Here is a 16,623-nt window from a genome sequence, read left to right on the forward strand (position 1 = left end):
AAAGAATCATATTTTATGGATAAATCAAAATTTCTATATTCACCTATTTTTTCTCCATCTTTATCCATTTCCCTATATATTTTAACTCCCTTAATTTTGTTCAACAAAAACTCTCCAGCTATTTTCTTATCTATATACTTCTTTCCGTCAATAATTAGAGAGGTAAATTTATTATCTTCTTTTAAATTTTTATCTACATCTCTATAAGGCTCAACATTTTTAATATCTTCCTTTAAGTTCTCTATCCTTTCTTTTAATCTTTCTATTTCCTTTGGATAAAATTTAACTACTTTATCTTCCAGCTTGTAAAGATTTGATTTAAAATTGGACTCTAGCATTTTAAGTTTAGAAACTTCAACATCAGGTCCATCTTCTCCTTTATTAATGGATTTCCTGTTGCAAGAGCTTTGATTTCGGCATAGTTTAATGTGGCTTCGTCTACATCTTCTGCAACTCTTACAGGTGTCTTTGAAGTCATAATTTGAGAAATATATTTTTGTTTATTCTCTAAGGTTTGGAAAAGATAGGCATCAAAAGTATTTTCTGTTACATATCTAAATATATGGACTTCCTTATTCTCATTTCCCTGCCTCACAATCCTTCCTGCCCTTTGAGAAAGATCAGCCGGTCTCCATGGTATATCAAGATCGTGGATTGCAATTAGCTTGTCTTGGGCATTAGTACCTGCTCCCATTTTCTGTGTTGAACCAAGCAAGACTCTTATTTCTCCCTTTCTTACCTTATCAAAGATAGCATCTTTTTCCATATTGTTTTTTGCCTTATGAATAAATTCTATTTCATTTTCAGGTACTCCCATATCTATAAGTTTTGTTTTAATATCATCATAGATATTAAAATCACTACTTGGTGTAGACATATCACAAAATATTAATTGAGCAGATTTTTTATCTTTATATTTATCCCAAATGCTAAATACATTTTTTATACAGGTATTTACCTTACTATTAGGATCATCAGGAAGTAAAGGATTGATTAATCTTTGATCTAATGCCATCTTCTTCCCATCATTTGTTATTAATAGCATATTATCAACACTTGAATCTACCTGCTTATCACGAACCTTATCTGCTCTCTCGGAAAAAGTTTCAAGAATTTCTTTTTGTTCTTCGGTAGGCTTTGTTTTTATAGTTTCATAATGGGCAATTGGTGTAGGAAGATTTAAAACATCAGCTGTTTTAATATCCATAAATCCTTTTACAGTATTCATAAGTTCAGGAAGATTATAAAATTTTGCAAATCTGGTTTTGCTCCTATAACCATTACCCTCAGGATTTAATTCTATTGCCGTTATTGTTTCTCCAAAGTAGATGCCCAAGAATCAAAATGTTGCAATTTCATCTTTTTTAATTCATCATACTGTAAATATCTCTGCATAGTATAAAGTTCAGCCATACTGTTGCTTACTGGTGTACCTGTGGCAAATACTAATCCTTTATTATTAGTTATTTCATCCATATAGCGGCATTTCATAAGCATATCTGATGATTTTTGTGAATCTGTAGAAGTAATTCCTGCTACATTCCTCATTTTAGAAAATAGATAGAGGTTTTTGTAGGCATGGCTTCATCTACAAATAACTTATCTACTCCCAGTTCCTCAAAGGTTACAACGTCATCTTTCTTATAATCAGCATTTAGTTTTTCTAACTTTGTCTCTAATTTTTTCTTTGTTTTTTCTAATTGCTTTACAGTAAATCTTTGATCCCTTTCTCTCTTATATTCATCTATATAGTCAATGATTTCATCAATTTGACCTTGCAATTCATATTCTTGTCTTTCTTTTGATATAGGAATTTTTTCAAATTGACTGTGCCCTATAATAACAGCATCAAAACTTCCTGTAGCAATACGACTACAAAATCTTTTTCTTCTATCTGGTGTAAAATCTTTTTCTGTAGCACATAATACATTAGCTCCTGGATAAAGTTCATTAAATTCTCTTCCAAATTGCTCTACAATGTGGTTAGGAACAACAAACATTGACTTATTACTCATCCAAGTCTTTTTGACTCCATGGCTATACCTATCATTTCAAAGGTTTTTCCTGCTCCTACTTCATGGGCAAGTAAAGTATTTCCACCAAACAAACCTCTTGCTATGGCATCTTTTTGATGTGCTCTTAATTCTATTTCAGGATTCATTCCTTCAAAAGTAAGATTAGATCCATCATATTCCCTTTGTCTTATGGAATTGAATCTTTCGTTATAATCTTCTACTAATCTATTTCTTCTTTCCACATCATCAAATATCCAGCTTTTAAATTCTTCTTTTATCATCTCTTGCTTACTTCTTGCAAGCATTGTTTCTTTTTGATTAAGCACAGATTTTTTCTTTCCATCACTGTCTTCTACTTGGTCAAATACCTTAGTATCTCTTAAATTTAAAGTATCTTCTATCAATTTGTAGGCATTTACCCTATTTGTACCATAGGTAAAAGAAGCAAGGTCATTGTCCCTATCAGAGCTTTTTCCTTCAACTCTATATTCTCCTGTAAAGTCAGAATACTTAATATCTATATTCCACCTTGATGAAACTGGTGTTTTCAACAAATCAAACATAAATTTTTTGTAATCTTGTTCCGGTATCCATGTTGCACCCATTCTAACTGTAATCTCACTTGCATCTAGTGCTTTAGGCATTACTTCCACTAGCTTTGCTTTTTGAAAATGTAACTCTTCTAATTCTTTTTTTAAGAGTTTACTATCCTCTAGATTTTCTTCCTTTCCTAACTCTTTTTCGATGTTTTTAATATAAGAGTCTACAACTTCAATTTTATCTCTTATATTTCCTGACAAGTATTCATCAGCACTTACGTAAGTTCTTGAAAAATCTCCTAGCTCTTTAGCAGACTTAAATGGATTCATATCATTAGGTTCAAAGGAATCTAAATTTAAAAATATTTCTCCCTTTAATTCTTCTATTAATTTATCTCTTGTTTTTCCTGTCAATTCTTCCATATAATCAAAATTTATTTTACCTTTTTGACTAATAGAGAGTACCAGAGCATCTATTGCCCTATCTGTATGATCTATTATTACAGCTTTTTTTATAGTTCTCTTGTTAAAGATATCAGATTTTCCTATAAAGTTGCCTTCTTTATCTAATTTCTCCAAAGTTGAAATTAAAGAAAAATTGGCATCTTCTCTAAATAACTTTTTTGGTTTTTGAATTTAGTCTTCCATGTTTGCTATTGAAATCATCGTAGAACTTATTTAGATTTTCTTGTTCTTTTTTTATCTCTTCATCTGAATAGTCTTCTTTTTGATAGGTTATAACTTTCCTTAGACCTTCATTTAATCTTAAATATTCTTTTACCTTATCTTTATCCTTTTGGTTTAAGGATATTCTTTGCATAATTGAATTTTCTCTAAAATATATTTCATCATCCACTAAAGCAAAAGAATAGTTTTTAACACTATCATCAGCTGGTATTGTTTCTTCTCCTAAATCATCATTTATTTGAGCTTCTTCATACCTACCTTGGATATTTTTAATGGCTTTTTTTAGTCCTTCTTCTAAAGAAATATCTTTATTTTCAATACATGCAAGGCTTGTCCCAAATCTTGACGGTATTTCTTCCATAGTCCCTATTACCATCTGAGGATTATCTACAAAGTATTTATTATATATTAGTCCTTTTGCATCTTTGTCTAGCTCTATCCAGTCTTCATCTATCTTTAATAGTCTATCTCTCTTTTTTAAAAAGATTATATCTGAAGTTACTTCTGTTCCAGCTACCCCTTTAAATGTAGTATTTGGTAGTCTTATTGCTCCTAAGAACTCTGCTCTTTCCGATATATATCTTCTAACATCTTCACTTTTTTTATCCATTGTTCCTGAAGATGTTATAAATGCAATTATGCCTCCATCCCTAACCTTATCTAAAGTTTTAGCAAAAAATAATCGTGAATTAGAAAGTTATTTCTTTCATACTCACGATCTGCTACTTTAAATTCTCCAAAAGGAATATTTCCTATGGCTACATCAAATAGGTTATTAGAAAAATTGGTTTCTTCAAATCCTTTTATTTGTATATTGGAATTAGGGTAAAGTTCTTTGGCAATTTGTCCACTAATGCTATCTAATTCAACTCCATAAAAGTTTGACTCTTTCATTTCTTCAGGTAGATTTCCTATAAATCTACCTGTCCCAGCACTTGGTTCTAATATATTTCCTTTTTCAAAGCCAAGATTAGAAAGACTTTCATAGATAGCGTCTATAACTACTTTCGGCGTATAAAAAGCTGTTAGGGTTGATTCTATTGCCCTATTATATTCTTCCCCAGTTAGATTTTCTTTTAAAAAGTTCCTTGCTTCAAGCCATTGACCTTCCTTTTCTTCATCAAATACATCAGAAAGTCCTCCCCAGCCGATATACTTTGCCAAAATTTCCTGTTCATCTTTTCTTGCACTTCTATTTTCTTTTTCTAAGGTCTTTAAGACATTTATAGCTTCAATGTTGTTTTTTAATCTCTGTGAAGGTGGTAGGTTTTCTTCTTCATTAATAATTTTATAGTTTTCTAAAGAAACTTCAGAAACCCCTTCTATATTCTCTCTATCAGTCCTTATTAAATCATTATTTTCTTTCCATTCCTTATATTCTTCTAACTTCTTATCAATAGTTTCTTTTCTATGAGTGGTTAATTTCAATGAATTACCATCTCCGTCAATTTTGTCAATTCCTTTGAGGTAAGAAAAAGGTAGAGTAAATTCCCTATGATTTTTTGGATTAGATGAACTATATACTAAAAATTCTTCCTTTTCATTATCAACACTTACTAAACTGATCAGCAACAAGAGAAGATTTATTATTTATTACATCAAGGCTTTTATATAAGAGCCTTGAATTGTCTTTTTTAACTTTTTCTTCGTTATTATTGTCAATATCTTCAAAGCTAATTTGTTCTACTAATTCCTCTTTATCGATAGATTGTTTTTTACTTAATTTATCTTTTTCACTAGATTTATATTCTTCTAAATCTTCCTTTCTTACAAAGATATTAGAAACAGGTCTTTCTCTACTATATATTACTTCAGTAATACCACTCTTATCTATTGTACTTAAAGCTAATCTACCCATTCCAGCTTCATTAAATTCATTTTCTTTAATTAAATATTCCTTATTTCTAAATTGAACTGGTAATCCTAAAAGACTATAATCTTCTATTTCTAACGGAATTAATTCCTCTTTTTTATAACTTCCAAATCAAGATCTTTGTAGTCATTAAAAAGAATTATTTCACTTCCGGTAATAAAACCATTCATTAGTCCTGTGCTATCTTCTAGTTCTATAGTTTTAGGACTTGTAGTATCGTTAATGGCAGTTATAGTGTATTCTTTTCCTTTGTATCTAACATTCATACCTTCTTTAAATGGATTTTCTTCTTGCCTTGTTCTATCATTTTCAATTTGCTGATTTAAATATCCATTTAAAAGCACTTCTCTATGTTTATCATCAAGTAAATAAGGTAAGTTACTTAATATGTCCTTATAACTTTTATATTTTATAGCTTGATTAGAATTTAAAATATACCCATTGTATCGTAAATTTTAAGAGATTTTCCCTTAACATCTAAGATTAGCTCTTATATTTCTTTTCCATCTATAATATTTTCTGGTTTTTTTAATAATCCATCTTATTTTCTTTGACAGTAGTAAGTATAGGATCAAAATAGTATTCTCTTTTTTTATATCCTTATCTATAACATGGAAAGAACTTGTTTCTTCTCTTATTTCTTCTTTTGGATTTTTCTATTAATTAGTGATTTTATTTTCTTCATTTATATGTGCTAAATTTTGATATGCTCCATTGATTTCAAGATTTTTATTAAAAACATATATATCATTATATATCTGGAAATTGCTGATTAAAGCTTCTATATCATAGCCTCAAATTTTAAATTTGTAATTTCAAATAAACCTTCCCTTTCCAATTCTAATACATCATTTAAATTTGTAATTTTTTCATTTTGGCAGTAATTTCATCAAACAAACTGTCTATTTTTTGCTATCTTCAAAAGATTTCCCTTATATAAAGTATAGATCTTTCCTTGTGAGTTTTCCTTTCTTGGATAAACTCTAATTCCTGTTTCTTCTAATTCTATATCCTTTGTTTTATATTTATCTACTAAAGCATAATAAAATCCTACTTTTACTGCTATTTTATTCTACAATCTCTTTTGTTAATTTTTCTTCTACTTCATTTCTTAATACTTCTAAAGCTTTTAAATCGCTTTCTTTAAAGGAATGTGAGAATAGTTTTAAGTCCTTATCAAAATAGGCATCATATGAATAATATATTATTTGATTATGGTTATTATCATATCCACTGGAAATATCTTTTATTTTTAAATATTTATTATCCTCTGTTCTAACTATATCTCCCACTTTTATAGAGAGTATCTCCTTATCATCTTCTATATTGTTTTCATGTGAATTATTTAAATATTCTCTATATCTATTTTCTATTCTAATAGCTAATTCTTTAACCTTATCTATTGCCTTCATATCATCCGGAAGATTTCCCTGTTTATCGGCAACTTCTCTCATGATTTTTACATATTCTCTTTGGAATACAGAGTTAAAACTTGCTAAGGTATTATTTCCTAAGTTTTCTCTTGCCTTTATAATTTCATTTTCTAAAACTTTATCCTTAACTAATACATCAAAAATTCTATCTTCAATTTGATTTATTGAAATTATTTTTTCATCTATCTTATTTCCTTCTATAGTTTGATTAAGTTCTATCTGACTTTTTCCTATTTGTTCATAAAGAAATTCAAAGTCTCTTTGGTTGATCTCATTTCCATCACCTATGTCTATCTTATAGTGATCAACTATTTTCCCATCTACTATATGGTTAAAATAGAATTTGGAATACCCCTCCCACTTATCAGTCATCTGCCCATATTCATCTTCTCCTAAGGTCTTATTATGAAGTCTTATCTTTTCATCTATTTCCCTTATTTCATCTAATAGTTCTTTAGTCAGCCTTTGTCCTGCATAATCTTTTTCTATTAGACTTGAACCCTCATTAAACTCAATTATCCAATAATCATCTTTTCTATGGCTATCTAAATCAAAACCTATATTCTCTTTATTTTTATTAGGATAAAATTCCTTAAATTCTTCAAAACCATTTACTATATCATCATCTATAACTTCTTTGTTAGAATTAACTACAATATTTGGAATATCATCATATCGACTTTGACTTTCTAAAAGGTAATATTCTCTTCCTTCTATTTCTTCCTTTTCTTTAATATAAAAAGTGTCATGTATTCCCTCAAGAATAATTCCATCGTCTAACTGGTCTAATGGTATATCTAATTGTTTTTCAAAGGCTATGGAATATATTTCTTCTTTTAAAAAGTTTGGCATAAATTCATCATAAATGATAAGTTTTCCATCATCACCTATACTTGCTACAGACTGTCCTTGATAATAATATATAGAACTATTATTTGTTCTTTCTATATATACATCATTATCAGTTGGAGGCAAATCATCTTGATAATTTATATACTCCTGGCTTTCTTTTTCTGTTTTATTTATTTCCTGATCTGTTTTTTTCTTCCTATTTTCTTCAAAACTTTCTTCATCTATATATCTATTCTTTTTAATAAGGTCATTAATTCTTCTTGCAACATTAGACCAAGATAGTAGTATTTCTTTTGCATTACCTTTATTATATTTTATTCCCTTCGCATCGTGCCACTCACCACTTTCTCTTGCAGCAGATAGTGCATGAGAACTTCCACCTACGCCATATTCATTTTTCAAGAAATCTGCTTGTTCTTTTAAATCATGCTTTTCAGTAAAAAATTCATATATTCTTTTCTTTCCATCAGAAAACCCGCTTCCTCTTTTTAGGCTTTCATCTATTTCATCTTGTGTTATAAAACTCTGAATAGGTGCAATATCCTTTAAATTTGACCTATATAATTTTCTTTCTATTTCTAAATCATTGATATCATTATAGATTTTAGATAATTTATAATGATGAAATCTTAAAATATCAGGATTAATCTTATATTCTTCTAAAAATACCTCGTATTCTTTTCTGAGTTTATTTATAAAATTTTTATCTTCAAGTTTTTTCCCGAGATTTTCTTTTTCATCTGGGAAGCCTCTTCCTTTTATATCATTAAGAATCGCTAAATATCTATCCTTAGTTTCATCAGTAAGATCTCTCTTTAAATACAATAATTTTTCTGCTATTTTTTCTCTTTCATATGTCGCACTTTCTACAATCTCAACATTGCTAGCAAATTCTCCTCTATCTAATAAATTATTAATATTATTAGCTAAATCTTTCCAAGAAACTATTTGCCCTTCTCTATATCTTGCCTCATCTCCATCTTTTAAAATTGCTCCTTCCTTTCCAAACCATGCAGATATCTTTCTTCCTTCAATTTCAAGACCATTGGCTCCCCTATATATTTCTTTCAAAAAGTTTGCCTGTTCTTCTAAAGATTTACCCTTAGAAAATTCTGCTATTACTGCTAATCTTCCATCTTCATGATTTCCTCCATGTATTAAAAATGTATCTATTTCTCTTTGACTTATTGGATTTGAGAAGGATATTTGCTCTCCATGATTTTTAGCAGAAAAAAAGGAAGTAGACTCTACTTCCTCATTTTTTAGATTAGGATTATCTCCCTTTCCCCTATTTCTTGTAGGGTCATATCCATGTTCTTCTTCAATCTCAGATATTTCAGATAGTCCTCTTCTTTCAGTTCTTCTGTCAGACCCCAAGTTTCCATCATTTTGACTTCTTCCCTCGTGATAAAGTCCTCTATCTCTTTTTCCTTTGATAGAAGATGATCCATCAATGTCCCTTGCAAATACATTATCTGATAATCCTCTTCTTTGTTCTCCTTGAGAAAGTTCAATCTCATCCTTCCCCATCTGTTGAGTTTCTTTAAATCTATTTCCTTGGGAATTGCCATATTGGGTATTAGGACTTCCATGCCTTCCTCCAATTCTTCCATCTTGTATGTCCCTCCCTGTCTCTCGAAGGAATTCTCCTTGACGATTGGTGTGTAAATCCCCTCCTCCATGAGGTATTCCTTGCCTGCCAATGTTAATTTCTCTTTCATCTTCCAAGCCTCCTTTAAAATTTATTTCACCGTTTATATCAGAACTTAATTTATTATAACGCTCCTTAAGCTCTTTTGTCTGCTCCAAATCTTTTCTTTCTTGAATTTTCTCTAAAATTTCTAATCTTTTTATTTCACTTCCCAAATCAAGTAAGATATTTTTACTTATATTAGCACTTATACTTAATACTTTGTCTATGTCCGAACTTGATATTTTAGACAGTAAAGATAAGTTTTCTTCTTTTAGCTGATATGAGACCTCCATTCTCTCGCTTATAGAAATTTTTACGGATTCTTTTAACAAATTAAAAAGGTCTACCTTTTGAATGCTTTTTAAACTTTCATCAGATAGACTTTCTAAAATTTTATTGAATTTTCCTCTAACATTACTTTCTACTAAGGCAGCAATTTTATCTTCTTGGCTTAATAGAAGCTTACTATCTTTTTCTTTAAACTTATCTATCATTTCATCTAGTAAGTTTAAATGCTTTTTGCTATCATATTTCCATAACTTTACCTCAGAAATATTATGATTAATACTTACTGTTTGCCTTATGTCGAAGATATATTTTATCCTTCCACTATCTATATCTAAAAGTGGTATTCCTTTTTCGCCTCTTTTAACGCTTCTACCTATACTTTTCCAATAATCAAATTCTGCACAGGCTGTTGCTTTTGGATCCATATTGTATATAGATATTTGATGTATATATGGATACTTATAGTTATTGCCTGATACCTTTAAATATTCCTCATATTTTTTTATATCTTTCTTAAATTCTTCTTTTGCAAGATAGATTGTTCTACTTAAATCTACTATATCATATCTTGGCATTTTATCCCTCCTCATTATAGTGATAAAAATGAACTAAATTTTTATATATTTATTTATTAAACTTTATTTCTTTCTATTTTTTAAATTTCTGTAAGCAAAAGATAACTTTAAAATGTCATTTACGCTATCTTTTTATTGCAATAAAAAAACGATTGGAATTTTTTACTTTTCTAATCGCTTTAACTGCCTTTATTCTATTGCTTCCAATCCAACATTGCTTTTTCTAACTTTGAAAAATTGCAATTTGCTCTTCTTATAATTCCTGTTTTCTTTTGATTTTTGTATATTTTTTCTACCTTTATCAAGACCTTTGTTTTTATTTTTAAACAAAAAGCGTATTCTTTTTGAAATAAGTCTTTATATCTAATATCCTCAAGTTCGTTAAAATCAATTCTTTCATAACAATCAGTCGGTACAGGAATCATTTTCTTAATATCCAATATAGATAATATGTGCATTTTTTTCTATCAGAATAATATTTGTAGATATCTCCATCTATAGTAATACTATTATCGATCACTTCATAAATCAAAAAATGCTCATCAGAAACATTCTTCCATTTTTTATGTTTTTCCTTTGCAGAAGAAATTGGAATAAAATAATTATAATTTTCTATACCAACAATAATTCCAACAAATGGTTTTATACTGTTTCTATACGATGGGTTGTAATAAACTTCTGAATCTACTTTATTTAGATATTCAAGGTAATCAGAGTTTACAGTATAAAATCCATATTTTATAACTTCTACCATTATTTTCTCCTAAAAAAACAGAGAGGTTTAATCCTCTCTGCTTGCTTTAATGCTTCACCTTTGGGATATAGGTAGTGAGACACCTTCTTTAATGCTCCACCTTTAACGGTAGTGGGACACCATCTTTATCTGATAAGAGTATAACATATATTCATAGTAATATCAAATAAGTAAATTTCCTAATGCCTACTCTTTTATCACTTATATTATACCCTATTTCTTTCATAAATCACTCCTTTCTTCATTCCTATAACCGTATTCAATTTTTTATAATCAATTTACTTATAATATTTACCTATAGTATTTTTTATTTCTTCTTCAATTTCTTTTAAAAAATTCTCTTTATTTTCCTTACCCTTTGCTATATCACTTAATCTCATTTCCCATTTTGCTGTTGTCTTTGGAGATTTAAACTCATCTATAACTATAGTAACTAGGTTTAATCCCTTCCTAGTTGATATTAGGTTTTTCTTTTCTCTTTTTATATAACCTTTGTATATCAAATTTTCTATTATTCCCGCTCTTGTAGCAGGAGTACCAAGTCCTTTTCTTTCAATTTCAACATCCTTAACTAATTCATCATTTCCAGCTATTTCCATTGCTTTTAAGAGTGTGTCTTCAGTGAAGTGTTTAGGTGGATTTGTATACTTCTCTTTTATATCTTTATTTTCAATATATAAAAAATCTCCTATTTTTACATCAGGAAGTTGTATATCTTCTTTCTTCTTTGATGTATATTCTTCTAAATATTTTGTAAACCCTTCTTCTGCAATTATTTTATAAGTGTTTATAAATTCAAACCCGTCAAATTCAGCCACTATCTTTGTTGTATTTTCTACAAGTGGATATCCAAAACTTGCATAGAGTTTATTTGTTATAAGTCTATATACTTTGGCTTCGCTTTCCGGGAGATTTGAAATATCCTTATTTAATGAACTTATCGTTGGAATTATTGCATGATGATCTGTAACTTTTTCAGAATTAAAAACTACCTTAATTCTTTCTGTGTCAAAATCATTTTTTCCTATAATATTATTTACAGTGCTTTCTATCATGTCTACTGTCAAATATCTTGAATCTGTTCGTGGATAGGTAATATACTTCTTTTCATACAGGCTTTGGGCATAATCTAGGGTTTGTTTTGCACTGTATCCAAAATACTTATTACATTCTCTTTGAAGTGTTGTTAGGTCAAAGGGCAGATTAGGCTTTGTAATCTTTTCTTTTTTAATTACATCGGTTATTTCAATTTTTTCTCCGATTAAATTTTTAAGCTGCTCTGCCACTATCTTGTCATCAATTCTATCTGTCGAAAGTGTAAATCCATTCATGGAAATCTCCACTGTATAATATTTTTCTTTTTTAAAACTATTTATCTCATCATCTCTATTCACAATCATTGATAAAGTTGGTGTTTGTACTCTGCCTACACTATAATTTTCATTATATAGACAGGAGTAAAGTCTACTTATGTTCATTCCAACAAGCCAATCAGCTATGGCACGAGCCTTAGCTGAATCAAAAAGATTATCATAATTACTTCCATCTTTTAAGTTGCTAAATCCTTCTTTTATGGAAGAGTCTTCCATTGAGGAAATCCAAAGACGTTTCATTTTCTTCTTACAATTTGCCATCATATATACAAGTCTAAAGATAGCTTCTCCTTCTCTACCAGCATCACAAGCATTAATAATGGTGTCAACTTCATTACTATTCATTAGTCTTTTAAGAATATTAAACTGTTTTTTAGTTGTCTTCGTTACCTCATACTTGTATTCTTTTGGGATAATAGGTAAATCTTCAATTCTCCACTTCTTATATCTTTCATCATACACATCAGGATTTGCCATTTGTACTAAATGCCCAACACACCATGAAACAATGTATCCATTCCCCTCATAATATCCATTATTTCTATTTTTTGCTCCTATAACTTTTGCTATTGATGCTGCAACACTTGGTTTTTCTGCGATTACTAATTTCATTTTTCCTCCTTTAATTTTTTAATAAAAAAATGAGAGATTAAATTTTCAATCCCTCATCTTTTTATAGCTCTACCGATTTTTTATTTTTTCTATAATATTTATTCCATTATCTATTACATCTTCAAACTTTATGTCTCTAGCATAAAGATTTTTCTTCGAATAAGAATTCCATCCGTATAAAAAAGCTTGATCCGTTTTTAGCATTCTCATTAAACTTATGATTTTATCTATATCAAATTCTTAATTATACAATCAATCATTTCAACTTAGCTTTACTTATATATTAAGTTTGTGCTGTCGTTTTGTTCATCGTTTTTTATTAAAGTTCCAGAATTCTAATTGTACTTTTCTATCGTATGTTTATAAATTTACACGATAATTAATTTTATTGTTGTCCTTAATCTACTGCTTAAATCATTGAGAAGATTAAAATTCATCTTCATCTGGAATAATTTCTGTATCTTCCTTATCTTCAAGATCATAATCCTCCCCTTCAGATTCATAATCATCTTCTAATTCATTATAATCTTGCTCATCTTCAAAACTTGCTTCTTCATTTTTTTTATAGATTTTGAAGTAATATCCTGCACCCATTACACCAACAATAATTAAACCCATAAATAAATAAAGTCCTATCCCTGATTTCTTTTCTTCTTTCTCCTCTTTCTTCGGTTTTTCCTCCACCGGTTCTTCTTTTTTCACTACTTCTTCTTTTGGCTTTACTTCACTTTCTCCTTCAATCATATTTAGTAGATCTTGTTCTCCAACTTCTGTTAGTAATTGTACATTTTCTTGATTTTCCGAATGATCTACAATGAGGTGCATAGTTTTTCCACTCTTTGTTTGAAAGGTTAAAAATTGTCTAACATCTATTGGATTTTCCTTTTTTTCATCTCTTGATGTTTGATCTTCTACTTTCGGTGTAATATCCTGTCCATTTTTATCTACATTTTCTATAACTGTTCCTCTTGCCTTATTTTCTTTTGTAGCTAATGGATTAATTGCTTTAGTATTGCCACCTTTAACAAGTTTAGATGGCTTTTCTTTTTTATCTACTTGCTCATTTTTTATGTTATTTTCTTGTATTTTCGGCACTTCCTGATAAGGAATTTTTTGACTCTCATTAGATGGTTCATATACATCTTCATCAAATAAGCTTTCTAATTCTTTACTTTTTTCTGGCAAATAAATATCATTTGACTGATTTTTTATTTCATTTTCATTGCTCTTAGCTATGGATATGCTTGGCATACTGAATAGTAAAAGGAGTAGCACTAAGGCTACCCCTAATCTTTTTTTCTTCATAATTCTCTCCTTTTCTTACTTTATATTCTTGAAGACATAAACTGCCTTTCTGCTATTATCCCATTCTATACTTTGATCTTTTTCATCTCTTATATCCCCACAGCTTGCATTAAAAGCTTTAGCTATATTGGAAATAGATGCGTGAATTCTTCCATTTATAATTACAGGTTTAGTGTCAGAATGATAAATGTTTCCTTGACTATCTTTCATAACACCAGTATCTATATTTAATCTTAGAGTTTTTTTAGGTAAGGCTGTATTTTCTTTATTTGAAAAGATAGCCTCTCTCTTACTATCATCATATTCTACATTAAACCCAAGAGTATAAGCTGCATATCTAACAGGTAGCATAATGCGATTATCCTTAATATATGCTTTTACATCCATATACACAGTAGTTTTCTTTCCATCTTTTATAATGTTATAGAAGTTTTTGTCTACTTGGAAAACTGCAAATTCTTTTTCATCTTTAACTTGTTTTTTACCTTGTTGTTCCTCTTGCTTTTTCATCTTGTTAAGATCAAATTGATTTAGGATGTTCTTATCATCAGCTTTCAAAAGTTCGTCCCACTTCTTATCTTGAGATTTCTTATCTTCTTTCTTCTCTTTGTTTTCTTTTTGGAGTTTTAGAAGTTCATCTAATTTCTTAGATAAGCCTTGGTTTATATTTTTTTCTTTTTCATCTTTAGCTTGCTTTTCAAGTTCTTCTTTAGCTTTTTTATTTGCTTCCTCGATTAACTTCTTGGCTTCTTCAATTTTCTTATCTAACTCTTCTTTTAGCTTTTTAATTTCTTCTTCAGAAGCTTTTTGTTTTCCTTCTAGTCCTTTAATCTTCTCTTCTAATTCTTTTTTTGTATTTTCAGAAGATTCTTTTAAACTATCAATAGCCTTTTGAAGCTCTTCAATTTTCTTACAGCATTCTGACTTAGAATTTTCTGTTTCTTTCTTTTTAGACTCTAAATCTTTTATCTTATTATCTTTTTCATCAAGAGCTTTTTCTAAGCCCTTAATTTTATTATCTTTATCCTCAATTTCTTTAGTCTTTTTTGCAAGTTCTCCTTCTAAAGACTCAAGCTTTTCTTGCATTTCTTTGATTTTATTTTCGTTTTTATCTGTCTTTTCTTTCTCAGCTTCTAACTCCCATTTTGTAGATGAATAATCTTCTTTTAGTTTTGCATTTTCATCTTGTAATCTTTTTAATTCATCTTTAAGCTGAGTAATTTCTGCTATTAGTTCATCATTGTTAGAATTTTTAAGATCCTCAATTTCTTTATTCAATTGAGCAATCTTATTGTCTTTATCTCTAATTTCTTCTTCTAGCCTAGCTTTTTCTTGTTTTAGTTTCTCTCCATTATCTTTGCAAGATTCTAACTTTTCCTTTAACTCATCTATCTTTGATTGATCTTCTTGTTTCTTATCATTTAAGTCTTTGATCTGATTTTCTAAGTCCTTAATGTTTTTAGTTAAATCATCAATCTTATTGTCCTTTTCATCAATATCTTGTCCTGTCAAATCAGTTTGAGTATCAATGGAATATTTATTTGGATTGTATATAGTCATCTTTCCTTGATACATATCATTGTTATAATCAAATTCAAGTTCTACACTATCTACGTTCTTATCAAAGACAAACTCTCCATTTTCAAACCTTAATCCATTAGGAATAGATTTGAATCCTTGATTTCCGTTGAAACCAAAATGATTTTCGTAAAATGGATTTTGTTTTGGTCTATATTCAACATCTTGATTATGGAATACTCCTTTACTGTTAATGTTTGGATTGCCTAAAACTTTTATAGTGTGCAATTTATTTCTTGAAAAAGCATACTGTTCAATTGTCTTCACAGACTTCGGTATAGTTATTTCTTGAAGATTATTTCTTTCAAAAGCATTATGTTCAATATTTACCAAAGTATCAGGTAAAGTCACTTCTCTAAGTCCACAATTGAAAAATGCTAAACCACCAAGATAAGTTAGACTATTTGATAGTTTTACCTCGTCTATACTTGCATCGTAAAAGGCAGCATAGCCTAAATGCTTAACAGAATCAGGAATAATTACTTTATCCCAATGTTTGCCACGCCCAAATTCTCTTTTATATCTAAGTTCATCGTTTAAATGACTTAAAGAATAATTTCCATTTATAGATTTTGTTCCTTCAGGAAATACTAGAACATTTGTCTTTTCTTTCTTTTCTAAGCCCTTATCACTAAAGGCAATTATATTTCCCTCAGAGGAATACATAAAATCATCTTCCGTCCACTCTACCTTATAATCTGTACTTGCATATACAGGACTTACAGCCACTATATTCACTAGACTTACAAGTAGCATTATCACAGCTAAAATTCCACTTGTTATTTTTTTCATAAATTTTCCTCACTTTCATTTGTATCTTTTCTTTTAAGTTCTTGTCTTTCTCTATTTTCTTCTTCCTTATTTTTTCTAATAATAAATAAAAATTCATCAAGAGATATTTTTTGACTTCGAAATTCCTTGATGACCTCTAAATTTTCTATTTCTTCTTGTTCCTCTGCTAATAACTGAAGTTCTATTTCAATTTCTTCTTTTTTCTTTCTTAAATTCTTCTGTTTTTCTATGTTTCTAATTAATTTTTTATTCAT

Annotated in this window: 10 protein-coding genes and 1 pseudogene; all 11 read right to left on the bottom strand. The window is 29.0% G+C overall.

Annotated elements, in window-relative coordinates; all coding sequences use genetic code 11:
- Positions 1-4,717: pseudogene (locus DRZ96_RS12360) on the bottom strand (helicase-related protein); the annotation flags it as partial.
- A gap of 70 nt (positions 4,718-4,787) precedes the next feature.
- Positions 4,788-5,099, bottom strand: a complete 312-nt coding sequence (locus DRZ96_RS12365; RefSeq protein ID WP_256584891.1) for a hypothetical protein — start codon at positions 5,097-5,099, stop codon at positions 4,788-4,790.
- Positions 5,100-5,197: 98 nt separating this feature from the next.
- Positions 5,198-5,458, bottom strand: a complete 261-nt coding sequence (locus DRZ96_RS12370) for a hypothetical protein (RefSeq protein ID WP_256584892.1) — start codon at positions 5,456-5,458, stop codon at positions 5,198-5,200.
- Positions 5,459-6,181: 723 nt separating this feature from the next.
- A complete protein-coding gene (locus DRZ96_RS12375) occupies positions 6,182-7,399 on the bottom strand; it encodes a hypothetical protein (RefSeq protein ID WP_409371953.1) in 1,218 nt (405 codons plus the stop codon).
- A 1,262-nt stretch (positions 7,400-8,661) separates the two neighbouring features.
- Entirely contained in the window at positions 8,662-9,120 is a 459-nt protein-coding gene (locus DRZ96_RS12380; RefSeq protein ID WP_079392108.1) for a TnpV protein, read from the bottom strand.
- 1,029 nt (positions 9,121-10,149) lie between these two features.
- Positions 10,150-10,380 carry a type III toxin-antitoxin system ToxN/AbiQ family toxin gene (locus DRZ96_RS12550; protein ID WP_008901383.1) on the bottom strand — a complete coding sequence of 77 codons (231 nt, stop codon included), beginning with the start codon at positions 10,378-10,380 and terminating at the stop codon, positions 10,150-10,152.
- Positions 10,377-10,709 carry a type III toxin-antitoxin system ToxN/AbiQ family toxin gene (locus DRZ96_RS12555; protein ID WP_008901382.1) on the bottom strand — a complete coding sequence of 111 codons (333 nt, stop codon included), beginning with the start codon at positions 10,707-10,709 and terminating at the stop codon, positions 10,377-10,379. The genes DRZ96_RS12550 and DRZ96_RS12555 overlap by 4 nt, the downstream gene beginning before the upstream one ends.
- A 278-nt stretch (positions 10,710-10,987) precedes the next feature.
- Positions 10,988-12,694 (bottom strand): DNA topoisomerase 3, encoded by a 1,707-nt coding sequence (locus DRZ96_RS10315; RefSeq protein ID WP_019117159.1) that lies wholly within the window; start codon positions 12,692-12,694, stop codon positions 10,988-10,990.
- A gap of 426 nt (positions 12,695-13,120) precedes the next feature.
- Positions 13,121-13,999 carry a CD1107 family mobile element protein gene (locus tag DRZ96_RS10320; protein ID WP_019132978.1) on the bottom strand — a complete coding sequence of 293 codons (879 nt, stop codon included), beginning with the start codon at positions 13,997-13,999 and terminating at the stop codon, positions 13,121-13,123.
- 15 nt (positions 14,000-14,014) lie between these two features.
- On the bottom strand, positions 14,015-16,369 hold the full coding sequence (locus tag DRZ96_RS10325) for a leucine-rich repeat protein (protein ID WP_112890600.1): 2,355 nt from the start codon (positions 16,367-16,369) through the stop codon (positions 14,015-14,017).
- Positions 16,366-16,623, bottom strand: a complete 258-nt coding sequence (locus tag DRZ96_RS10330) for a hypothetical protein (protein WP_033646981.1) — start codon at positions 16,621-16,623, stop codon at positions 16,366-16,368. The genes DRZ96_RS10325 and DRZ96_RS10330 overlap by 4 nt, the downstream gene beginning before the upstream one ends.

Source organism: Peptoniphilus harei, assembly GCF_900454685.1.
Taxonomy (GTDB): domain Bacteria; phylum Bacillota; class Clostridia; order Tissierellales; family Peptoniphilaceae; genus Peptoniphilus_A; species Peptoniphilus_A harei.

Excerpts from the sequence above, each read along its gene's own strand:
- DRZ96_RS12555 (WP_008901382.1), bottom strand. The coding sequence starts at position 10,709 with ATGGTAGAAGTTATAAAATATGGATTTTATACTGTAAACTCTGATTAC.
- DRZ96_RS10320 (WP_019132978.1), bottom strand. The coding sequence starts at position 13,999 with ATGAAGAAAAAAAGATTAGGGGTAGCCTTAGTGCTACTCCTTTTACTA.
- DRZ96_RS12365 (WP_256584891.1), bottom strand. The coding sequence starts at position 5,099 with ATGGGTAGATTAGCTTTAAGTACAATAGATAAGAGTGGTATTACTGAA.
- DRZ96_RS10330 (WP_033646981.1), bottom strand. The coding sequence starts at position 16,623 with ATGAATAAAAAATTAATTAGAAACATAGAAAAACAGAAGAATTTAAGA.
- DRZ96_RS10325 (WP_112890600.1), bottom strand. The coding sequence starts at position 16,369 with ATGAAAAAAATAACAAGTGGAATTTTAGCTGTGATAATGCTACTTGTA.
- DRZ96_RS12380 (WP_079392108.1), bottom strand. The coding sequence starts at position 9,120 with ATGAAAGAGAAATTAACATTGGCAGGCAAGGAATACCTCATGGAGGAG.
- DRZ96_RS12375 (WP_409371953.1), bottom strand. The coding sequence starts at position 7,399 with ATGCCAAACTTTTTAAAAGAAGAAATATATTCCATAGCCTTTGAAAAA.
- DRZ96_RS12550 (WP_008901383.1), bottom strand. The coding sequence starts at position 10,380 with ATGATTCCTGTACCGACTGATTGTTATGAAAGAATTGATTTTAACGAA.
- DRZ96_RS10315 (WP_019117159.1), bottom strand. The coding sequence starts at position 12,694 with ATGAAATTAGTAATCGCAGAAAAACCAAGTGTTGCAGCATCAATAGCA.